This window comes from Pontibacter beigongshangensis, assembly GCF_014332515.1.
GTDB classification, from domain to species: domain Bacteria; phylum Bacteroidota; class Bacteroidia; order Cytophagales; family Hymenobacteraceae; genus Pontibacter; species Pontibacter beigongshangensis.
In genome coordinates this window covers 12,015-34,456 of sequence record NZ_VFSD01000018.1, presented here as the reverse complement: position 1 = coordinate 34,456, position 22,442 = coordinate 12,015, and the positions used below count along the sequence as shown (strand labels likewise).

Below are 22,442 nucleotides of genomic sequence, written 5' to 3'. Positions count from 1 at the left end.
TGGAGGGGCTGACCGCTATTATACCCCGCTTAAGAACTGCATCGGTTATCTGGCATAAGTCCTGCTGAAGCTATCTGTTAAATAACTCAAATACGCATACATGCCTTACCAAGAAGCTGGCGCAGCAGAAAATGTTGTGTGCCCGCACTGTGGCCGTGAAGTGGCCCAGGCTAAACGGTGCCCACATTGTGGGCAGATACTTCCTAAACCAAAGCGGAGAAGCTCTAAACTGACTCCATTGGAGATCTTTATGGCAGTACTAGGCTCCATTGTGCTGCTTATAGCGTTGGTGGCATTATAACCGGCATGCAAACGCTTCGGCACCCCTTTTTTCTGCTGTGCTTTTTTCTGTTTCTCCTGAACCAGGTGCTGGAGCTTTCGGGCATTTTCCTGTGGCCTCTGCACACGCACCTCGACGACCTGCTTTGCCTCCCCCTGGCACTTACGGTAGTGCTGGCGGCGGAGCGATGGTATTTTAAAAGGCCTGGCTTTGTGTTGCCTGTAAGCTATATACTCAGCGCATTTGCTGTTTTTGCGGTAGTTTTTGAACTGCTGCTCCCGCTCTTTTTTACCCGCTATACGGCCGATGCCCTGGATGTGCAGGCTTATGCAGCCGGTGGGCTTGCCTTTTACCTAATCCTGAACAAACCCCTACCCTGACTTCCGGGCTCTGCTGCTATTCAGCACAGGCGCCGGCATCAGCAGCAGCAGAGCCTCTGGAGGCTGTTTTTATTGGAATAATTTGATTGTTGGTTGTTAATCTCTGATTGTTAAATGGCTTAACTGTAAAGTGGTTGATTTGGAGATTTGGAGTTGAGCTGTGCTGATTGGAAATGAATTGTGAGAGCAGCTTCTAAAGGCCGGGCACTCATAACTCTTCACTCAACCTAAAGTCCAGCATCTTTAAAGGTTGGCTCCGGAGGGGCAAAATCATTAGCATAATCTTATCTTGAAAGGCACTACGTCAGGGATTTGTGCGGGGTGGAGTGCTGTGCAGAAAATAATTCAGGCGCAAGGCAACCTTTCAGATTCTGCCGCATCTTTTATGTCAGAAGCGGATCAGGAACAGGCGTCTGTGCCTGCAGCTGCACCTCGCTATAGCCACTAAAAAACTAAAACTATGAAAGTCATCACATTTTTCGCAACCACTTTAGCTTGCTTTGCCCTTCTGCTTGTCGAAACGCCGGCACTGGCGCAGCAACTGCAAGGCAATGGCAATATTCAGAAGGAAACCCGGCAGGCATCGGGCTTTACCGGCATAAATATTAGCGGAGGCTTTGCGGTAGAACTTACCCAGGGAAACAACGAAGGGGTGGTGCTGGAGGCAGAGGAGAACCTGCTGAGCCAGATAAGCACCGAAGTAAAAAACGGGGTGCTGCACATCTACAACCAGGGCAACCTGACCAGCCACAAAGGCATGAAGGCCTATATCACGATCAAAGAGTTGCGCTCTGTTGATATTAGTGGGGGCGTGAAGCTGGTAGGCCATTCTACGTTCAAAGCCAACACCATGAAGCTCGACCTGAGCGGCGGTTCTAAAGTAGCCCTGGCCCTGGATGTGAAAACCCTGAACGCCGATATGAGCGGAGCCGCTAAAGTGGAGCTTTCGGGCAGGGCGGACCAGGTGAAGTTGGATTTATCCGGTGCTACAAAATTGAGCGCCGAGCAGCTGGAGGCAAAACAGGTGAAGGTAGAGGCAAACGGTGCCAGCAAGGTAAACGTGTTTGCCCGGGAATCGCTGGAGATAAAAGCATCGGGTGCATCGAGTGTAGCTTATAAGGGCAGCCCAGGCATTACAGCAGAAACATCGGCGGCGGCCAAAGTGTCAAAGCTATAAGGTATTACACTTCATACTTGAGTTAAAGGGCAGCTTTCTGAGCTGCTTTTTCTGTTTGGTGGGTGTATCTGTAATCTGATTTTCGGAGATAAATTATAGAGTATGAATGGGCAGGCACAGCCCTGCGTCAAAGAGCAGCTATTCTGTCTGCACTTCGCCCCAGGCCATGTCTGTGAGCACAACTCCCTCTCCTTAGCTGCTACAAACAGGCCATTAAACAGAAACATTGCTCCGCCTAATATCCTAAAGGAAGCATATCCCCACACATTCGGCACCAGTTTTTTACCTCCCGGTGCAGTTCCTGAGAACTGGTAGCAAAACCAATAGTAAAGAGTAGCAGGAAGCAGATTGTTCGCTTGCGTAATCAGATCGGTATGAGCATTTACCTGGCCGGTACCGGAATTACCGGCAAACTGGCATTGCCAGCCGCATCAACGGCCTGTACGGCAAAAAAGTAGTTGTCTTTGGAGTAGCCGATGGTGGTTTTCGTATCCTTCACAAAAAACTTCTTCTGCCAAACCGGGCTGCTCGTCTCGCGCATCAGCACATAATAGCCTGCCGGTTTTTTGCCCTTAGCGGGTGCCTGCCAGGTAAGGTCGGTTTTGTTGGTAAGGTTGGCGGTGATAACAGACACGGCTTCGGGTGCATAAGGAGCCCGGCCAAGGCTGGCCATGGTAGCCAGGTTAACGGCTGTGTTTTTGCGCAGGTACTCAAAGTCCATGAACTCGATCAGGTCGCCGTACTGGGTGCCGTTCTCCACGCGCACGTTCTGGTGCTGGTGGTCAAAGTCCTCGTTCATCTCGCTCATACGCACGGCCGCAAAGCCCTGCTGGTTAAAGGGCGTGTGGTCGCCGCCACGCAGAAAGCGGTCGGCACGGTAGCCAAGCACTACTTCTATCTGGTCTATGTAAGCTTCGCCGGTCATTTTCATGTAGCGGGCCAGGGTGCGGCTGGGGCTGTCGTTTTCGGAGCCGAGGGTGCGGCGCAGGCGGGCCATTTCTTCGGTTTCGTTGGCAGGGGTGCCTTCGCTGAATACGCGCACGCGGGTGTTGTCGTGGAGGCCGGTTTCGCCGGAGTAGGAGTTGCCCACAATATCGTTGTTGAGCATGGCCACCAGGTTCCAGCCTTCCTGCTTTGCCCGCTCCGCCAGGTGCCGGGAGCCGTACAGGCCCTGTTCCTCGCCCTGAAAGGCCACAAACACCAGCGTAGCCGGAAACTGGCGCGAGGCCATGATGCGGGCCATCTCCATCACGATCGCCACACCAGAGGCATCGTCGTTGGCGCCGGGGGCTTTGCTTTTGGCATCCATCACGTCGGTGGCGCGGGAGTCGAGGTGGGCGCCTACTATTATTACGCGGTTATCATTCGGGTCGGAGCCTTTCAGAGTGGCCATCACGTTGGCCATCTCCGTGTCCTGCGGCACGCGCCTTCCGTCGGCTTTTATTACGAAGCGGTCCATCTCCACAGTCAAGCGCCCACCCGATGCTTTGGCGTATTTCTCGAACTCCGACATTACCCACTCCCGGGCAGCGCCTATGCCTCGTTTTTTGTCGGTGGTGGTGCTCAGGGTGTGGCGGGTCTCAAAGCTGACCATTTTCTCTACCAGCGCCCGCAGGTTCTGCGCCGAGATCTCGCTTACCATTTTGGTGATCTCCTCGTCCTGGTTGTCGTTAACCTGGGCCAGGGTGGCAGTAGTAGTAGCAGTAAAGGCGAGGAGCAGCAGCAGCAGGGTGAGCAGCCGTTTGGAAAGGGTGTTTTTATGCATAAAATTTGAACAGCGTATGTCTTGGTGGTTTGTGGAGTGGTTCCAGTAAATGGGGTTTGAGCCTCTGGGGACCATTTTCATTAGAATAATTCGTCTGCCGGCTTCCTTCAGTCGTCGTAGGCAAGTTTACAGCGCTCGCCCTGCAATTTATAAAGTTCTTTCTCCACGGCCAGCACTGTTTTGGCTTCGGCAAACTCGGTTTGGTAGCGCCTGGACAGCTCGCGGCGTTTCAGGGCTTCCAGAAAACGGCGGGCATCATTGTGGTTCTCCAGTATCAGGCCGGGCACCAGGGTCGGTTTATTGTCGTCGTCTTTGGCCACCATGGTGAAGTAGGAGGTGTTGGTGTGCTTTACCAGCCCGGTTTTCACGTTTTCGGCTATCACTTTAATGCCCACCATCAGCGAGGTCTTGCCTACATAATTTACTGATGCCATCAGCGAGACCAACTCGCCCACCTCTACCGGCTGCAGAAAATGAACGCCGTCTACCGTTACCGTCACGCAGTAGTTGCCGGCGTGCTTGGCTGCACAGGCATAGGCCACCTTGTCCATGAGCGAGAGCAGGATGCCGCCGTGTATCTTGCCGCCAAAGTTGGCATAGCTCGGGATCATGAGTTCTGTGAGCGTGGTGCGGGAGTAGGAAACGGGGCGGTAAGCTGGTGCTGTCATTTCTAATTTTGAATGAGTGATTTTTTTAATTTTGAATGAGTGGATGAGTGATTGAGTGAATATGAAGTTGGTTAGAATAAGAATTTACGGAATTCATAGAAGGAGGGATAGCGGAATTATTTAAATGAAAACGGCCTTCTCAGCACTTTTGCTCCCGCTGAAGCAGCACTAATTACAAGCTATAGAATATATTCACTCAATCACTCAGTCACTCATTTAAAATTTTACAAAAACACCACATCCTTCACTACCTCTGTTCCGGCATCGCGGTTTAGGATCTCGATCACTTTCGATTTCGACATGTTCAGCTCGTGCTTGAGCGGGGCGGAGTCGAGGCGCACAAACAGTTTCTGGTCTTTGAAGTAAAGCTCCTTCGTTTTCAGGGCGATGGGCTTGCCCATGATCCTTCCCCAGCTCTGGATCAGGTTTACCTCACTTAGCTTGCCCTGCAGTTTATACGCCTTCAGCAGCGCCTGTATGCTTTCCCCGATCGGCTGAATATCTGCCTTGCGGTAGTTGATGTCACTTTTCTTTTTGAAGATATAGCGCATGGTTTAAAGTTTTGAATGAGTGGATGAGTGATTGAGAGAATGAGTGGATGGATTTTGTCTGAATCTGTAAATGGAGTTCCCATCCCAAGAATTTACAGAGTGATAATATGTTTAAAATGAATTATTTGAATGAAAATGGCCCTCCTGATTTGCTGCTCCTCCTGCTGCATTTCATTCACTCATCCACTCATTCAAAATTCAAAATTAGCAAAAATCACTCATTCAAAATTAAAGAAACCGTTCCCTCCGATACCTTAAATCTACGAATTTGCTCCGACAGATTCTCGAGTATTTTGTCGGTGCGCTCCAGGTGCGTGTCGGTCAGGAAGATCTGGCCGAAGGTGTGGGCGGCCACCATCTGCATGAGCTTGGTGATGCGCTTCTCGTCGAGGCGGTCAAAAATATCGTCGAGTAGGAGCAGGGGCTTGTGCTGCTGCTGTTCGGCCATCACCTCGAAATGCGCCAGCTTCAGGGCGATGACATAGCTTTTCTGCTGTCCCTGCGAGCCAAAGTGCTTTACGGGGTTGCCATCCATCAGGAATACGTAATCGTCTTTGTGCGGGCCCACGGTGGTGCGCTGCAGCGCCATGTCTCTGCGTTCGGCCTGCTCCAGCAGCTGCCGGAAGCCGGCACCGGGCAGCTGGCTTTTGTAGTTGAGCATTACGGTTTCGTGGCTGTCGGAAAGGTGGCGGTAGTGCCTCTGGAAGATCGGCACAAAGGTCTGCAGAAAGGCCTGCCGCTGCTGTGCCAGCTCTTCGCCCAGCGGCGCCAGCTGCTCGTTCAGGATGTGGAGGTACTCGCGGTCGAAGGTGTGGCGCTCGGCAAACTGCTTGAGCAGCGAGTTGCGCTGCTTCAGAATGTGGTTGTACTTTATGAGCTGCTCCAGGTAGGGGTGGTGGAGCTGCGAGATCAGGCTGTCGAAGTACTTGCGACGGCCCTCGCTGCCTTCCCGGATCAAGTCGGTGTCGTAGGGCGAGATCAGCACCACCGGGAACCGGCCAATATGGTCGCTCACCTTGTCGTACAAGGCCTTGTTGTGCGTAACGGTCTTCTTCTGGCCCGCTTTCAGGCTACACTGCACGGTGTGCTTCTCGCCCTCAAGCAGGAAGCGGCCCTTCACCATAAAAAAATCTTCGTCCTGCTTTATGCTCTGCACATCGGAGCTGCTGAAGGCGCTTTTGGTCATGGAGAGGTAATGAATCGCGTCCAGCAGGTTTGTTTTGCCGCTCCCGTTGTCGCCGATAAAGCAGTTTATATGTTCCGAGAAACTGACGAAAGCTTCCTCGTAGTTCTTGAAAAAGAGTAAATTAAGATTTTCGAGGAACATAAGTTTCTACTTTGATTTCTTTTTCCTTAAATTCGCAAGCCAAACCCGTTCAGGCATTACTGCCTCTGGTTTAACAGGATGTAAAAACTCCTTAACAGCACACAACGGATATTTTTCAAACGAATACAAAATTACCCATGGCTGATACAAAAGAAAGAACAAAGCCGGCGAAAGCAAAGGTAGAGACAGAACCAACATTTTCAAAGGAGACCTACATGACCTGGTACGAGCAGATGAAGCTCATGCGCCGGTTTGAAGAGAAAGCAGGCCAGCTGTATGGTCAGCAGAAAATAAAAGGCTTTTGCCATCTTTATATTGGCCAGGAGGCGTGTGTGGCAGGAGCTGTTTCGGCCCTTACCAAAGACGATAAGTGGATAACCGCTTACCGCGACCACGCCCACCCGCTGGCACTTGGCACGAGCGCCAACGCCATTATGGCCGAACTGTTTGCCAAAGCAACCGGTTGCTCTAAAGGCAAGGGCGGCTCTATGCACATTTTCGACAAAGAAGTAAACTTTATGGGTGGCCATGGCATTGTGGGTGCTCAGGTTCCGCTGGGAGCAGGTATTGCCTTTGCCGAGAAATATAACAAGACCGGCAACGTGTGCATGTGCTACATGGGCGACGGCGCGGTGCGCCAGGGCGCTTTCCATGAGGCCCTGAACATGGCCATGCTGTGGAAACTGCCCGTTATTTTCGTGATCGAGAACAACGGCTACGCCATGGGTACTGCTGTGCACAGAACCTCTAACGTAACCGAACTTTACAAGCTTGGCCTGTCTTACGACATACCGTCTGAGCCGGTAGAAGCCATGTCGGTAGAAAATGTGCACAATGCGGTGGCCCAGGCTGCCGAGCGTGCCCGTGCCGGCGAAGGCCCTACGCTGCTGGAGTTCAGAACATACCGCTACAAAGGCCACTCCATGTCTGACCCTGCCAAGTACAGAACCAAAGATGAACTGGAAGACTACAAAGGCCGTGACTCTATCGAGGCAGTGAAATCAACCATTCTGGTAAACGAGTGGGCAACAGAAGAAGAGCTGAACCAGATCGACGAGAAAATAAAGCAGGTGGTGGCCGAGTCGGTGCAGTTTGCGGAAGACTCGCCTTACCCGGACCCGGCAGAGCTCTACACCGACATCTACGTAGAGAAAGACTATCCTTACATAATGGATTAATTTATTTAAAAAAATACAAAAGGACGGAATTAATAGGTAACCACTTGTGGTTTAATACATAAGTGCGCTATATTTGGCATTAATTCCTGATTTTTCGCATAGAGTATATTATTTTTTCAAAGCTAATGGCAAAAGAAACAGTTAAGAAGCACAACGAGTTAGAGGAGCTGGTAGAAAATCCGGATGCGTTGGCAGATCGCTTTTTGCAATCTGAGGATTTCGTAAAGAAGAATAAGGCCACGCTGCTTGGAGTGTTTATTGCAATTGCCGCGCTTATTGTGGGAGGGTTTCTGTACTACAACTACCGCACCACCCAAAACCAGCAAGCGCAGGAAGCCATGTTCCAGGCAGTTTACTACTTCGAGGCTGATTCTTTGAACAAGGCGCTGAACGGCGACGGGCAGTACGATGGCCTGTTGGCTATTGCAAACGACTATAGCGGAACCGATGCTGCCAACCAGGCCCATTTTTATGCAGGCGTGGCGTTGCTAAAGCAAGGTAAATTTGCAGAGGCCATCGATCAGCTGGAGGATTTCAGCTCGAAAGACTACCTGCTGCAGGCCCGTGCCTACAGCCTGATCGGTGATGCGTTGCTGGAGCAGGGCAAGAATGGCGAGGCAGCCGACATGTATATGCGTGCCGCCAACCACAATGCCAACCAGTATTTTTCGCCGCAGTACCTCATGAAGGCCGGAATAGCCTTCGAGGCTGGTAATAACTTTAAAGCTGCCGCCGATGCCTACGATAAAATAATAAAAGACTACGCCGCTGCCTCCGAGGTAACAGATGCCAAAAAGTACAAGGCACGTGCCGAAGAACTAGTGGGAGCCACTAACTAAAATAACTTTTGGCTTTGCGCCAGAGAATATAAAAAGCGCTTTTGTCTTGTTCGCAAGGCAAAAGCGCTTTTATTTTGATTCTGTTTTGTTTTTGTCTGCTGCCCGTGCAGATTTAGTGCCGGAGGTTGTAGGGGTCTGCAGTGGCCAGAGCAGCAGAAGTTTTACTTAGTGGGGCGCAGGAGCAATTATTCTAATGAAAACGGCCCTCCAGAGACTTCTTTAAGAGGTTAGATGCCGGATATTGGATGATAGACTTTCGATTAAGTTAAGAGTCATGATTGAAGATTAGACTTTTTCCTTAAGCTTGCTCTATTCATTCATCTCCAAATCTTCCCATCTCCAAATTTTCAAATTACTAAATTAGCACATTAAACCATTAGCACATTAAATTATGGCCACTTCTCTAAAGAACCTCAACGAGTACAGCAAACAGAGCTTTGCAGATATCTCTGATAAGAAATTCGGTATTGTGGTAGCTGAGTGGCACACCGATATTACCGATGCGCTTTGTGCCGGAGCCATAGAAACGCTGCTGCAGCATGGAGCGCAGAAAGAGAACATCTTCCGCAATACCGTGCCTGGTAGTTTCGAGCTCACGTTGGGCGCGCAGTTTCTGGCGCAGAACGAAGACATTGATGCCGTGATCGCCTTGGGTGTGGTAATAAAGGGCGACACCAAGCACGACGATTACATAAACCATGCGGTAGCCAACGGCCTTACCACCGTCTCGCTCAAGTACAACAAGCCGGTATCGTTTGGGCTGGTTACCACCAACAACCTGGAGCAGGCCCTGGACAGGGCGGGCGGCAAGCACGGCAACAAAGGCATCGAGGCAGCTGCAGCGGCTATCCATATGCTCAGCTTTTAGCTAAATTACCCAAAAGCAGCGGGGGCTGGCTTAGATCTAAGCCAGCCCCCGCTGCTTTTGGGTAAGAAATGCAAGGCTAGAACTTAAGACCGAAAGCGATACCAGTTCGCACACCAAAGCCACCGAAAGCGCCTGTGTCAAAATCCTCTTCGCTGCCGCTGGTTACTTTCAGGTTGCCTCTGTTGTAGCTAGGCCCAAAAAAGGCGTCAATCACAAAGCGGTCGGCCAGTATCCATTGGTTGCCGATAAGCAAGCCTCCCCCAAAAGTGCTGTAGGTAGCCTTGCCTTCAGTAACTTCTTCGCTCTCTGTGAGGTCTTCGCCGGAGGTGAGTTTAAACGACTGGAATCGGAGAAAAGGGGCCGCATAGAACCCTTGCGGAGCCTTCTTGGATTTTGAGAGATACTTCCTGAACTCCGGCGTTATGCCAAACCCCCTGAAAGAGGTCTCATCAACCGAAAAGCCAGTGTAGAAAAAGCCAAGCTGTGCACTCTTGTCTTCTGCCAGACTTCTTTCATAAAAAACAGAGCCGGTGCGCACAACTGGGCTGATCACGTTTACTTTAAACACATTAGTTTGTGCCTGAGCGGCTCCAGAGGCAATTGCTGCAATTGCGAACAGAATAATAAATACTTTTTTCATAGTTTTTAGATATTTTATAATATTTTAATGAAATTTGCAAAGCTAACTTCATGCCATAAAATCTATATAGTAGCAAATTGCTGAAAAATATTTTTATAGCAATTGAGCCCGAAACATAATGTTAGTTCCTGACATCTAGCTGGTTACAATAATATCTGGAGGGCCGTTTTCATTAGAATAATTGCTTCTTGTCGGTTGTTGAGTAGTTGTATCTAAGAGGTGAAGAGCAGACGAGGAGAGCTTGGCAACTGAGAAAATCTGTCCATGAGTGAACAGAGCGGACAATAAAACGGTCAGCTGTTACCTGAGTGAGAGGCAAGAGCTCAACAACTAAAAGCCTCCGGAGGGGCAATTTCATTCAAATAATGAGCATACGCCAGAAGTCGGATAACGCATCGGAAACATCAATATAGACCCTGGAGGCCAGCCTGGGCCAGGAGAGGCAGAGCAGACGATGGTCAGGCTGTAATCGGGGCATTTTTTCGAATGTACATTTGTTAGGCATCAACCGCCTAGAAGGCTGATACTATTAATGCCCTGCAGATTAAATTTTGAAAGAAGGTGGCGTATTAAGGATATTACTGCTACTTTTGCACCGAATTTAGTGCAAATGCTATTTTAAGCAGGCAGCAGGAGCGAATCGGTGTAAAAACCCTATATAACCTGATTAGCAGCCAAGTACTACTTTTTAACTGTAAATGAACTTTGTAAAGCTGTGAATGTTAGCATAACAGTAGCAAAGGCGAAATAAAAAATTAGTTCTAAAATAACAGAATGAGCACAAATCAAGAAAATCAGCGTTATTCCAGAGAAGAGCTTGTAGAGTTTGAGAAAATTATTCTTGAAAAACTGACGAATGCCCGGAAGGAAGTTACTTTTATCAAAGAAACGCTTAGCCGCCGAAACGACTCAGGTACAGACAACACGGCCTCTCCTACCAAGGTGCTAGAAGATGGTGCCGACACGGCCGAGAAAGAGAGCCTGAACCAGCTGGCCTCACGCCAGATGAAGTTCATGCAGCAGTTGGAGAATGCCCTGATCCGTATTAAAAACGGCACTTATGGCGTATGTATCGTAACAGGTAAGCTTATACCAAAAGAAAGACTGCGTGCTGTTCCGCACACACAACATTCTATCGAGGCTAAACTGCAACGTAACGATTAGTACCTTTTTCTCTTGAATATTCTGCAAAATCATATTCAGGCACTGGTATTCTGTGCCCAGTCGCCAATTAGTATCGAAGAGATTCAGCGTGCGCTCGGCGAATCGCTGGAGATGGAGGTATTGGTAAGCGATGTGCTGGAGAGCATAGAGGAAATAAACGAGCAGCTGGCAGGTGCCGGCTTTGCCTTTCAGATCTATGCCATTGGCGGCGGCTACCAGTTCCTTACCAAACCTGAGTTTCAGGATACGGTGGGCGTGTACCTGAAACAGAGATCCAAGAAGAAACTGTCTACGTCGGCCCTCGAGACGCTGGCCATTATTGCCTACAAGCAGCCCATTACCCGGTCGGCCGTGGAGCAGATCAGGGGCGTAGGCTGCGACTACGCCATCCATAAACTACTGGAAAAAGAACTTGTTGAAATAAAAGGTAAAGCCGATACCATCGGGAGACCCGTACTCTACGGCACGTCTCAGAAATTCATGGACTACTTCGGCATCAACCACATCAAAGACCTCCCTCAACTCAAAGACTTCATTTCTGAAGAGAACGTTATCGGCGAAATAGCTGACTAACAAAACCTTACGCTACCAAAATAGTAAGTATGGAGACACCGGCTTTTTGTTCCCCCAACTCATAGTACAGCTATTAAACGCCTGTTATAAGGAGAGTTGGAGGTAATATTGCTTATGTTACGTCCTGTACTTGTGTCCCGTTTGCATATAATCATTTAATACCGCATATACCGATACAGTAGCGATACTGCATCATTAATATTTATAGAATGGCAAGAGATAACGAAAGACCTGACCGCAATAGCGGCGGCGCAGGCGAAAGAGGTTCTGAAAGACGAAACTTCAACAAACCATCTGACGACAGAGGAGAAAAGAAAATTTTTAACAGAAGAGACAAAGAAGGCCGTCCGGATAGCAGCGAGCGCCGTTCTTTTGGCTCCGACAGAAGAGAGGGAGGCGAAAGACGCTCATTCGGTTCAGACAGGAGAGAAGGTGGCGAACGTCGTCCGTTTAACGCTGATAGAAGAGAGGGTGGCAGAGGAGAAGGCGGCTTCCGCAGAGACGACAGGAGGCCAGCAGGTGGCAGCGGCGAAAGAACCGAAAGACGCCCCTTTGGAGCCGGTAACCGCGAGAGCGGTGAAAGAAAACCATATGGCACCGATCGGCGCGAAGGTGGCGACAGAAAACCTTTTGGCTCCGACAGAAGAGAAGGCGGCGAGCGAAGAAACTTTAACTCCGACAGGCGCGAAGGCGACAGAAAACCGTTTGGAGCAGGTAACCGAGAAGGCACAGAAAGACGCTCGTTTGGTTCTGAGAGAAGTGAAGGTGGCGAGCGCCGTTCGTTTAACTCCGACAGGAGAGAGGGTGGCGAACGCCGTTCATTCAACTCCGACAGAAGTGAAGGTGGCGAAAGAAGAAGCTTTAGTTCCGATCGAAGAGATTCGCGCCGTGACGAAAGCAGCTTCCGCAGAGACGATAACCGGGGCGAAAGACGCCCGTTTGATGGCGGTAGCCGCGAAGGCAGGGAGCGCCGCTCATTTAACAGCGACAGGCCAGACCGGAACGAGGGTGGCGAACGCCGCTCTTTTGGCTCCGACAGAAGAGAAGGAGGCGAAAAGCGCTCGTTCGGCTCCGACCGTGGCGAACGCCGTTCTTTTGGCAACACCGACAGACGTGATGACAGCCGTGGCGCAAGACCAGAAAGAAGCGAAAGAAGCTCCTCTTTTGGCGATAAAAAACCGTTCGATAAGGACTCACGCTTAGGTAAAAATGCTGCCGACCGGAACAGAAGAGGCCGTGCCGATGAACCAGACAAACCGGCTGAAGCCCCGTCTTATAACCTGAACCGTTACAAAGATAATCCCCGCATCAAGAAAACGAACCGTACCGGCGAAGAAGAGGATGGTACCATCCGCCTGAACCGCTACATCGCCAATGCTGGTGTTTGCTCCCGCCGCGAAGCCGACGTGCTCATCGAGTCTGGTGAGATCAAGGTAAACGGAGAGGTTGTAACTGAAATGGGGCATAAGGTAAACCCAGGCGACACCGTGCAGTATGGCAAAAAATTACTGAGCCGCGAAAAGATGGTGTATGTGCTGCTGAACAAGCCAAAGGATTTTATCACTACCACAGATGATCCGGAAGGAAGAAAGACAGTGATGGACCTGGTGGCGAACGCCTCCAAGGAGCGTATCTTCCCGGTAGGCCGCTTAGACCGTAACACTACAGGCCTGCTGCTGTTCACCAATGACGGAGAACTGGCCCAGAAACTGACACACCCCTCCAACGACATCAAGAAGATATACCAGGTAGAGCTCGACAAGCCCATTACCAAAGAACACTTCAAGCAAATTGCCGAAGGGCTGGAGCTGGAAGACGGCAAGGCCGATGTAGATGACCTGGCGCTGATTGGAGACACCAACAGGTTCTTAGGCGTTGAAATTCATATCGGGCGTAACCGTATTGTGCGCCGCATTTTTGAGCACCTGGGCTACGATGTAGTAACGCTGGACAGGGTGCAGTATGCCGGTCTTACTAAAAAAGACCTGCCACGCGGCAACTGGCGTTTCCTGAACGAGAAAGAAGTAGTGCGGCTGAAGTACTTTATGTAACCACCCTATGCGCAGCCTTGTCATCGATATAGGAAACACCGGCAGTAAGTATGGGATCTTCGAAGAGGAGAACCTGCTCACAAATGGCAGCTTTGGGAACCAAACGAGCATTCCGCAGGAACTGCAGAACCAGGTTTTTGATCATGCCATAGCAGCCTCGGTGGCAGGCGACACGCAATTTTTACAGGCAAAGCTGTCTGTGTCAGGGAGCTTCCTGGAGCTTTCGGCGCAGACAGCTTTGCCTGTTCTTAACCTTTACAAAACGCCTGAAACACTGGGAGCCGACAGGAAGGCAGGGGCAGTAGCAGCACATTATTTCTTCCCGGGCCGCAACTGTCTGGTAATTGACGCGGGCACCTGCATTACCTACGATTTTCTGGACAGCGAGGGGCGGTACCATGGCGGTAGCATCTCGCCCGGTTTGCAGATGAAATACAAGGCCCTGCATAATTTTACGGGCAGGCTGCCGTTAGTACAACAAATTGATCAAAACTTTCCATTGATAGGTCAAACCACGCAGGAGTCTATTATGAGTGGTGTTTTGGCCGGTACAGTGGCCGAAGTGAACGGGATTATCGAGATTTATTCGCAAAAAGCAAAAGATCTTATAGTTATAGTTTGTGGTGGCGACGCAGCTTTTTTTGAAAGTAATTTAAAAGGACGCATCTTTGTAATTCCTGAACTGATCCTGATTGGGCTCCAAAGAATATTAGCACATAATGTATAAAATACTACGTTTAATAATTTGCGCTTCCGTGGTTTGCCTGGCGCAGGCCGTGCAGGCGCAAAATTTTTCTAATTCTCCTTACTCCCGCTACGGTTTAGGCGACCTGAATGAGAACCACGGCACAATCCGCACTAACGGTATGGCTGGCGTAGGCGTAAGTGCCGGCAATAACTTTCAGGCCAACACGGCCAACCCGGCCCTCCTTTATTTTAACACCACCACCGTTTTCGATATTGGCATAGCAGGGCAGGTGCGGAATACAAAAAACGCCTCGCTGTCGCGTACAGACGGAAATGCCAACCTTTCTTACCTGACATTGGGAGTGCCTCTTTCCAAAAGGTGGAGCTCTGCCATTAGTCTGAGGCCTTACAGTACGGTTAATTACGATATTACCGAAACCGCTCCGCTGGGCAGCAACCCCAATGCCACAGTATACCGGTATTACACAGGCGAGGGAGGCATAAACGAGGTAAACTTTGCACATGGCGTGCGCATAGCCGAGGGGTTGAGCGTTGGCGCAAGTGTCTCCTATCTTTTCGGGACGATCACTAAAGATGCTGCCTCACTTATACAAGATACGTCCTTGGTCAATATCAGCCGGGAGATGGTGGTGTATAGCGAGCGCACCCGCTACACCGATCTGTTGTTCAAGGCAGGTGCGAGCTATAGGAAGAAGATCAGCGGCAAATGGTCGCTTGGAGCCGGAGCCGTTTACAGCCTTAATTCAGACGTTAGCACAAAGCGCAACAGCGCTTACGAGCGCAGAAATCTATCTGATGCAGTTCTGGAGCAGAATATTCTGGCCGATAGTGCCAAAGGTGCCTCTACCATCCCGGCCAGCATTCGTGCCGGCCTGAGCATCGACAATGGCAATAACTTTACGCTTGCCGCAGAGTACTATACGCAGAAATGGTCCGACTTCCGCAGTTTTGACGGGGTGCGTGAATTAGGCGATAGCTATACCATGGCCCTGGGTGCTGAGTATACGCCTGATCCGAATTCGGTGAGCAACTATCTGAAGCGGGTAACCTACCGTGGCGGCGTAAGATATGGCGACTCTCCTTACACGGTTAACGGAGAACAGCTAAAAGATATGGCCTTAACGGTGGGTATGACCTTCCCGATCGGGCAGGCCTCCATGTATGATTATTACCAGCTGAACACAGCCTTTTCAGCAGGCCGCAGAGGAACTACCGCTAACGGGCTGATACAGGAAAACTATTTCGACTTCAGCATCGGTTTTACCATAAACAGCAGGTGGTTTTTAAAGCGCCGCTTAGAATAAACCTTTCTGATAAAAAAAGCATTATAGTGTAAAAGCAGCCGTTCTCGTAGCGGCTTTTTTTATGGAGCGGTGCCCGCTGCTGCTGGTTTGCTGGGTAGGCAGAAGCACCTTTGTAAAAATAATTTAGTATATTCACTATTAATAAAAATATATATTCTATGCTGAAAGCGTGGATACTGGGCGTGCTGGCAGTTTTGGTTGTAGTAAGCACTGCCTGCGATAAAGACCTGAAAGACCCGGACAAAGAGATTAAGTATACCGGGCCGCTGATAGAAAACAACAATGTGCTCACGCTCTTTAGCGACTCGGCACGGCTCCTGATAAAAATGAAAGCCCCTGTGCAGCAGGAGTTCGAAAACGGGGACGCCATTTTCCCGAAGGGAGTGTACATAGAGTTTTATGATGAGCCGGGCGTGATGACTTCTACCTTGCGCTCCAACTACGGCAAGCAGGACCGAAACAAGAACCTCTACCACGTTACAGGCAACGTAGTGGTGGAGAACCTGCAGAAGAAAGAGAAAATAGAAACAGAAGAGCTGTTCTGGGATAAGAACAGAGACAAGATCTATACTGATAAGTTTGTGAAAATAACCACAGACAGCGAAGTAATTACAGGATATGGGCTGCGTACCAACCAGAAGTTCTCACCATGGGTGATGACGAAAGTGACCGGCAGCTTTGCACTAGAAAAAGAATGAACCAGAGTCTGTTAAACACCATCTTATTTGCGCTGGCTTTTGTGGCCATGGTGATAGGCATACACAAGAGTATTGAAACGGATATAGCCACCAATTACTGGATTTTTATGGTTTCGCTGATCCTGTTTATGGTGTACCGCCACAGGAAAAAGCGCAACAGTGCCTGATGCTGTACAAGTTAACATGATAGACCCCAATCAGATCATATTACTTCTTATGGCGCTGCTCTGCTCGGCCTTTTTTTCGGGCATAGAGATCGCCTTTACCTCTGCCAGCCGCATACAGATAGAGCTGGATGAAAAAAACGGCGTGTTATCAGGCCGCATCCTGACTTTTCTGCTAAAAAACCCGTCGCGGCTTATGGGTACGGCACTTATTGGCAACGTGCTGGCGCTGGTGCTCTATGGTTTTGCCATTGCAGGCATCCTGCACAACATCCTCTATTTTCTGTTGCCGGAGCCGCTGCAGTTGAGCTTCCTTATTCTGGTGCTGCAGGTCCTTATCGCCTCTGTTATCGTGCTCTTTACGGCCGAGTATATTCCGCGCAGCCTGTTTGTGATAAACCCTAACCGCATGCTGCAGGTGCTGGCAGTGCCTATGCTGGTCTTTTATTACCTGCTCTACCCGGTCGTGTACCTGATCGTGAGCCTGAGCCAATGGGTGGCCGAGAAGGTATTTAGAGTAGAGTTTTCGGTAGAGAAGCCTGTCTTTGGCCTCACCGACGTGAATGCTTATATCCGGAACAGGTTGTATCGCCCTGAAACAGAGAAGATACCTGAAGTGGACTCTGAGATTTTCCATAATGCCCTGGAGTTCCGCACCATAAAAGTGCGGGAGTGCATGGTGCCGCGCACCGAAATAGAAGCCGTGGAACTAGCACACAGCATAGAAGCGTTACAAGAGGCCTTTGTGAGCACCGGCCATTCCAAAATCCTGGTATACGACGATACCATCGATAACATAGTAGGTTACTGCCACCAGCTGGCCATGTTTAAGCAGCCTGCCACCATTGCCGAGATCCTGTCGCCGGTGAGCCTGGTGCCGGAAAGCATGCTGGCCAGCGAGGTGTTTGTGCGGCTGGTAACAGAGCACCGCTCGGTGGCGGTGGTGGTAGATGAGTTTGGAGGCACCTCGGGCATTGTGACGGTAGAAGATGTGATCGAAGAGATATTTGGCGAGATACACGACGAGTACGACGAAGATTCTCTCCTGGAGCAGGTTCTGCCGGAGCAGGGGACTTTTCTGTTGAGCGCCCGGCACGAGATCGACTACCTGAACGACAAGTACGAACTCGCTATTCCGGAAGGAGATTACGAGACACTGGGCGGGTTTATCCTGTCGGCATCCGGCGAAATTCCAATGCCAGGCGATGTGGTGGAGGTGCCACCCTTTACCATTACCGTGCTCTCTATGGACGAGAACAGAATAAATGCCGTGAAGCTGGTAAAAGCAGCAGAAGGGCAGGAAGTTGCTGCTGATGTACGCGCTGGCAAATCCTGAATGTGCCTGGCAGCCGCAGGGGGCTGAAGAGCGAACGCTTGTTATTTTTCGGTTCGTTTGCAGCACAAAACATTAATTCTGATAAAGCTCTGAAACAGATATTTATAAAATTTTGAAATTTAGTGCGATTAACCTTATTTTGCACATTCCTTTATTAAGTTGTATAACAAATGGCATTAATTAACAAGATTAGAGAGAAGTCTGGTTGGGCAGTTGGCTTTATCGCCATCGGGCTTGGTGTGTTTGTGGTAGGCGGTGACTTGCTTGCTCCAAACTCAAGGCTTATGGGCGGCAGCGACACCACGATTGGCGAAGTAGCCGGCGAAGATATTGATTACACTGAGTTTGATCAGGTTTTCCAGCAAATTAAGGCCAATTACGAAAATCAGTCAGGGCGATCGGCAACAGAAACAGAGCTGGCCATGATCCGCGAGCAGGCCTGGAACAACCTCGTGTTTAAGATCGCGCTGCAGAAAGAATACGACCGGCTGGGCATAGAGGTAACAGAAGAAGAGCTGTTCGACATGGTGCAGGGCGAAAACATTCACCCATCTGTGCGTCAGGCCTTCACGAACCCGCAAACGGGCGAGTTCGACCGCAGCCAGATCGTACAGTACCTGCAGAACCTCGACCAGATGGACCCACAAGCCCGCCCTATGTGGACTAACTTTGAGCAAGGGCTGGTAGAGGACCGTGTGCAGAGCAAGTATATGAACATGCTCACCAAGTCTGTTTACATTACTGCTGCCGAAGCAAAGAACTACCATAGCTCCCAGAACGCAACGGCCAGCATCAAGGCGCTGTTTGTGCCTTACGGTTCTATTCCTGATTCTGCTGTGCAGGTATCGGATGCGCAACTAAAGGATTATTTCGAGCGCCATAAAGATGCCTATAAAGTAGAGGAAGGGCGCTCTATCGAGTTTGTTACCATTCCGGTAAGCGCCTCTGCCGAAGACAGCACCTATTATCAGCAGGAATTCTCTACACTAAAAGAGCAGTTTGCCGCCGCCGATAACGATTCTGCTTTCGTGAACATGAACTCAGATGCGTCTTTCGACGGTTCTTACCAGCCTGTTAGCGAGTTGCCGGAGCAATTGCGCAGCAGCCTGCCTTTAGAAGAAGGAAAAGTTTACGGTCCTTATACCTCAAACGGTACAGTAGGTCTCTTTAAAGTAATTGATGCCAAAGAAGGAGAGTCGAGTGTAGCGCGTGCCAGCCATATCCTGATCAAGCCAGACGCCGATACCCCGGAAGCCAAGGCAGCCGCCCTGGCCAAAGCCAAAGATGTGTTGGCTCAGATCCAGAACGGAGCAGACTTTGCCATGATGGCGGCACAACACGGCACAGACGGAACTGCCGCAGTGGGCGGTGACCTGGGCTGGTTCGGCGAAGGCAGAATGGTGCCTGCGTTTGAGAAAGCCATTTTCGGCGCCTCTTCCACAGGCCTGTTGCCAAACCCGGTAGAAACAGAGTTCGGCTACCATATCATTAAAATCACCGCGCCTAAAACCAATCAGACCTACAAACTGGCTGCCGTACAACGGGCTGTTGAGGCAAGCGAGACAACGCGAGGCCTGGCCTATGGCGTTGCCGATGAGCTTTCTGGTACCAGCGGCAACCTGAGCGGTTTTAGAGAGAATGTAGAAAAGAACGGCACACTGGTAAAAGAAGAAGCTGCCAACATCGGTAAAAACAACGTAATGGTAAACAACCTGCAGAATGCGCGTGAACTGGTACGTTGGGCCTATGCCAAAGACAGATCTGTAGGAGACGTATCGCCAGTGTTTGAGATTAACGATACTTATGTGGTAGCTGCCCTTACCGGCAAGCGCGAGAAAGGTTATGCCAAGATAGAAGACATCAAAGATGAACTGACTGCCGCTGTTCGCAACGAGTTGAAAGCCAAACAGATTGCCGAAAAACTGAAAGGTGGCAACGGTACCCTGGAAGCCATTGCCTCCAGCTACGGCCCTGCTGCCACTGTCAGAACTGCCGACGACGTAACGTTTGCGGGTGGCTCCATCACAGGTCTTGGCTTTGAGCCTGTGGCCGTGGGCAAAGCATTTGGTTTAAAGCCAGGTGCCCGTACTGCTCCTTTCGAAGGTCAGAATGGTGTGCTGATGGTAGAGTTGGTGCAGGTAAACAAAGCTCCTGAAACCGAAGACTTTACAGAGGTGAAGCAGCAGCTGGTAAATATGCGTACAGGTCGCAACCAGTCTAACGCCTACGAAGCCATCAAAGAAAAGGCTGATGTGAAAGACAACCGTGTGAAGTTCTTCTAATAAGCAAAAAGAAGAATTCGTAACAAAAGGAGCCGCTCAGTTTTGAGTGGCTCTTTTTGTTTTAGCTTCAAAGAGAAGCAGCAAAGACCCTTGCAGCGTGCGCAGCTCCTGCGAGCGTCTGAAGGATCAGTAGCAGCTTTTCCAGACAAAACCCTTGCAGGAGCTACGTGCGCTGCAAAGGTTGGTGTACACCTGATTATTTGAATAAAAAGGGCCCTCCAGAGCCTATTTGTTCTGTTGCTGCTACACATGCTGCCGGGAAATTATTCAGAATTCCGGCAGCAAAACAATTGACACTTATTACAGGAGCAGCAACAGCAGAACCCTCCTGAGGACCTTTTTCATTGGAATAATTTGTTTGGGTGCTGATGTGCAAATCAGATAGGAATTGTGTGGTCGAATCGGAGGCTTTGAAAGAATGTATCAGAGGAAGCTTTTAAACTTTCTCCCAATATGCAACAGGCTGCCGTCTGAAATTCTTTTTCCTGAAATCTGTTTCCTTTTTATTTATCTTTAAAAACCAGCCATTTCTCATATCAAAATGGCTGTCATGCCGTTGTAGATTTATTATGTGGACACGAATTTTTTCAAGCCTGCTACTGTCGCTGGTACTGCTGTTGCTGGCGCCTGCCAACCTGGCTGCCCAGTCGAAGCAGCAGGAGGTGGAGCTGGCGCGGGAATACCTGAGCAAGGGCGACCTGGAGAAGGCAGAGAACCTTTTTGCCAAACTGATAGACGACCAGCGCCTGTTCCACGTGGTGTACCCCGATTACCTGAAAACCCTGCTGGCACAGCGCAACTACAAGGAGGCGGAGAAACTGGTGAAGAAAACCATGAAACGCTCCGCCAACTCCCTGGCCTATGCCGTGGACCTGGGCATTGTGTACCAGGAGTCAGGAGATAAGGCGGCGGCCGAGAAGCACTACGATAAGCTGATCGGCAACCTGAGCCAGGGGGAGGTAATAGCTGTTGCCAGTATTTTTATGCAGCACGGCCTGTTCGACTATGCCGAGAAAACCTACCTGCGGGGCCGGGAACTCAGCAAAAACCCAATGGAATACAACCGTCAGCTGATCGCGCTCTACACCCATCGCCAGAAAAATGAGCCACTGATACAGGAGGCACTGCAACTGCTGCAGGAAAATGAGCAGGAACTGGGCTATGTGCAGAACATGCTGCAGAACAGCCTCCGCGACGACAAAGGGTTCGACCTGCTGGAGAAAGAACTGCTGACCAAGGTGCAGCTGGAGCCCGATAAGCTCTCTTACAACGAACTGCTGATATGGCTCTACATACAGCGGAAAGATTTTTATAGCGCCCTGCTGCAGGCCCGCTCTGTAGACAAGCGCACCCGCAGCGGCGGCACCCGCGTGATGGAGCTAGGCACCATCAGTGCTGAAAACAAAGACTACGAAGGCGCCATAGAAGCCTACGAGTACATGGTGAAGGAATATCCGGATGGGCCGTACTACTTTATGGCGCGGCAGCGGCTGATCAATGCCCGCGAGGAGCAGGTTGAGAACACGTTTCCGGTAGATCTGGGCAAAATCCGGAGCCTGATAACGGAGTATGAGGCGCTGCTGACAGAGGTAGGCCGGAACACCAACTCGGTGGAGGTGCTGCCGCACATGGCCAGCCTCTACGCCTTACACCTCGACGAAAAAGACAAAGCCATTGCCCTGCTGCAGGAGGCCATCGCCATGCCACGCGCCAACCCCAACCTGGTAGCGGAGTGTAAGCTGACCCTGGGCGATATTTACCTCCTGAAGGGGGAGCCGTGGGAGGCTACGCTGCTGTATTCGCAGGTGGAGAAATCGCATAAGGAGACGAGCATAGGCCACGAGGCAAAGCTGCGAAATGCCCGCCTGAACTACTACAAAGGCGACTTTGAGCTGGCCCAGGCCCACCTCGACATCCTGAAACTGGCCACTAGCCGCGAAATTGCCAACGATGCCATGGAGCTGAGCCTGCTCATTACCGACAACACCGGACTCGATACCTCTACCGTAGCCATGGAAGAATACGCCGCTATTGAACTGCTCGTGTTCCAGAACAAGCTGGAAGAGGCAAACACCCGGCTGGATGCCATGCTGGAAAAATTCAGGGGACATAGCCTGACGGACGAGATCTATTTTCAGAAGGCTAACCTGTATGAGCGGATGGGGAACTTTGAGCAGGCCCTAGCCAACCTAGATAAGATTGTGAGCAACCCGCAGATCGATATCCTGAGCGACGATGCCCTGTACAGAATGGCTTTTATCTACGAGGAAAACCTCAAAGACTCAGAAAAGGCCATGCAACTCTACAACGACCTGCTGGTAAAGCACCAGGGGAGCATTTATGTGGCCGAGGCCCGCAAGCGTTTCCGCAACCTCCGTGGCGACAACCTTACTCAGTAATGCCTAATCTCCGAAGAAGAGGAAGAGCAGCAACAGAAAGAGGAAGAAAAAACCGTACATCACAATGTCCAGTGAATAATCTTTCCACTT

At 50.3% G+C, this 22,442-nt stretch carries 20 protein-coding genes; 15 read left to right on the top strand and 5 right to left on the bottom strand.

From position 1 onward, the window contains the following. Positions 1–306: 306 nt before the first annotated feature. Together FJM74_RS14830 and FJM74_RS14825 are read left to right on the top strand one after the other, a co-directional pair. Entirely contained in the window at positions 307–660 is a 354-nt protein-coding gene (locus FJM74_RS14830) for a magnesium citrate secondary transporter (RefSeq protein ID WP_187263409.1), read from the top strand. 460 nt (positions 661–1,120) lie between these two features. After that, positions 1,121–1,837 carry a head GIN domain-containing protein gene (locus FJM74_RS14825; RefSeq protein WP_187263408.1) on the top strand — a complete coding sequence of 239 codons (717 nt, stop codon included), beginning with the start codon at positions 1,121–1,123 and terminating at the stop codon, positions 1,835–1,837. A 382-nt stretch (positions 1,838–2,219) separates the two neighbouring features. Here the strand turns inward: FJM74_RS14825 and FJM74_RS14820 are convergent, their stop codons facing one another. From FJM74_RS14820 to recF, 4 genes are all read right to left on the bottom strand, one after another. Further along, on the bottom strand, positions 2,220–3,602 hold the full coding sequence (locus FJM74_RS14820; protein WP_206684051.1) for a M20/M25/M40 family metallo-hydrolase: 1,383 nt from the start codon (positions 3,600–3,602) through the stop codon (positions 2,220–2,222). Between the two features lie 107 nt (positions 3,603–3,709). Then, positions 3,710–4,270: an acyl-CoA thioesterase gene (locus tag FJM74_RS14815; protein ID WP_187263407.1), complete on the bottom strand. Its 561-nt coding sequence runs from the start codon at positions 4,268–4,270 to the stop codon at positions 3,710–3,712. A gap of 224 nt (positions 4,271–4,494) precedes the next feature. Next, positions 4,495–4,821, bottom strand: a complete 327-nt coding sequence (locus FJM74_RS14810; protein WP_187263406.1) for a DUF721 domain-containing protein — start codon at positions 4,819–4,821, stop codon at positions 4,495–4,497. 214 nt (positions 4,822–5,035) lie between these two features. Continuing rightward, positions 5,036–6,148 (bottom strand): DNA replication/repair protein RecF, encoded by a 1,113-nt coding sequence (recF, locus tag FJM74_RS14805; RefSeq protein ID WP_187263405.1) that lies wholly within the window; start codon positions 6,146–6,148, stop codon positions 5,036–5,038. Between the two features lie 137 nt (positions 6,149–6,285). Between recF and pdhA the strand changes: the two genes are divergently transcribed. The 3 genes from pdhA to ribH all read left to right on the top strand — a co-directional run bounded on the left by pdhA (position 6,286) and on the right by ribH (position 9,033). Then, positions 6,286–7,326 carry a pyruvate dehydrogenase (acetyl-transferring) E1 component subunit alpha gene (pdhA, locus tag FJM74_RS14800; protein WP_187263404.1) on the top strand — a complete coding sequence of 347 codons (1,041 nt, stop codon included), beginning with the start codon at positions 6,286–6,288 and terminating at the stop codon, positions 7,324–7,326. Positions 7,327–7,451: 125 nt separating this feature from the next. After that, the gene (locus FJM74_RS14795) at positions 7,452–8,165 is read left to right on the top strand and encodes a tetratricopeptide repeat protein (protein WP_187263403.1); all 714 of its coding nucleotides are present in this window, start codon (positions 7,452–7,454) and stop codon (positions 8,163–8,165) included. Between the two features lie 391 nt (positions 8,166–8,556). Then, positions 8,557–9,033 (top strand): 6,7-dimethyl-8-ribityllumazine synthase, encoded by a 477-nt coding sequence (gene ribH, locus FJM74_RS14790; RefSeq protein ID WP_187263402.1) that lies wholly within the window; start codon positions 8,557–8,559, stop codon positions 9,031–9,033. 76 nt (positions 9,034–9,109) lie between these two features. On the opposite strand, the gene FJM74_RS14785 is transcribed toward ribH, so the two are convergent. Further along, complete coding sequence (locus FJM74_RS14785; RefSeq protein WP_187263401.1) at positions 9,110–9,673, bottom strand: DUF3575 domain-containing protein; 564 nt, start codon at positions 9,671–9,673, stop codon at positions 9,110–9,112. Positions 9,674–10,447: 774 nt separating this feature from the next. Between FJM74_RS14785 and FJM74_RS14780 the strand changes: the two genes are divergently transcribed. The 10 genes from FJM74_RS14780 (at position 10,448) to FJM74_RS14735 (ending at position 22,352) form a co-directional block, all read left to right on the top strand. Further along, on the top strand, positions 10,448–10,837 hold the full coding sequence (locus FJM74_RS14780; protein ID WP_187263400.1) for a TraR/DksA family transcriptional regulator: 390 nt from the start codon (positions 10,448–10,450) through the stop codon (positions 10,835–10,837). Between the two features lie 12 nt (positions 10,838–10,849). Continuing rightward, positions 10,850–11,410, top strand: coding sequence for an SMC-Scp complex subunit ScpB (gene scpB / locus FJM74_RS14775; protein ID WP_187263399.1), 561 nt, complete (start codon positions 10,850–10,852; stop codon positions 11,408–11,410). 209 nt (positions 11,411–11,619) lie between these two features. Then, a complete protein-coding gene (locus FJM74_RS14770; protein ID WP_187263398.1) occupies positions 11,620–13,461 on the top strand; it encodes a pseudouridine synthase in 1,842 nt (613 codons plus the stop codon). Positions 13,462–13,468: 7 nt separating this feature from the next. Next, a complete protein-coding gene (locus FJM74_RS14765) occupies positions 13,469–14,188 on the top strand; it encodes a type III pantothenate kinase (RefSeq protein WP_187263397.1) in 720 nt (239 codons plus the stop codon). Next, on the top strand, positions 14,181–15,473 hold the full coding sequence (locus FJM74_RS14760) for a PorV/PorQ family protein (protein ID WP_187263396.1): 1,293 nt from the start codon (positions 14,181–14,183) through the stop codon (positions 15,471–15,473). Before FJM74_RS14765 ends, FJM74_RS14760 begins: the two co-directional genes overlap by 8 nt. Before the next feature lie 158 nt (positions 15,474–15,631). Further along, on the top strand, positions 15,632–16,171 hold the full coding sequence (lptC, locus tag FJM74_RS14755) for an LPS export ABC transporter periplasmic protein LptC (protein WP_187263395.1): 540 nt from the start codon (positions 15,632–15,634) through the stop codon (positions 16,169–16,171). Continuing rightward, positions 16,168–16,338, top strand: coding sequence for a hypothetical protein (locus FJM74_RS14750; RefSeq protein WP_187263394.1), 171 nt, complete (start codon positions 16,168–16,170; stop codon positions 16,336–16,338). Before lptC ends, FJM74_RS14750 begins: the two co-directional genes overlap by 4 nt. Positions 16,339–16,354: 16 nt before the next feature. Continuing rightward, the gene (locus tag FJM74_RS14745) at positions 16,355–17,671 is read left to right on the top strand and encodes a hemolysin family protein (RefSeq protein WP_187263393.1); all 1,317 of its coding nucleotides are present in this window, start codon (positions 16,355–16,357) and stop codon (positions 17,669–17,671) included. Positions 17,672–17,841: 170 nt separating this feature from the next. Beyond that, positions 17,842–19,953 (top strand): peptidylprolyl isomerase, encoded by a 2,112-nt coding sequence (locus tag FJM74_RS14740; RefSeq protein ID WP_187263392.1) that lies wholly within the window; start codon positions 17,842–17,844, stop codon positions 19,951–19,953. Positions 19,954–20,522: 569 nt separating this feature from the next. Next, positions 20,523–22,352: a tetratricopeptide repeat protein gene (locus FJM74_RS14735; RefSeq protein ID WP_187263391.1), complete on the top strand. Its 1,830-nt coding sequence runs from the start codon at positions 20,523–20,525 to the stop codon at positions 22,350–22,352. Positions 22,353–22,442 lie beyond the last annotated feature (90 nt).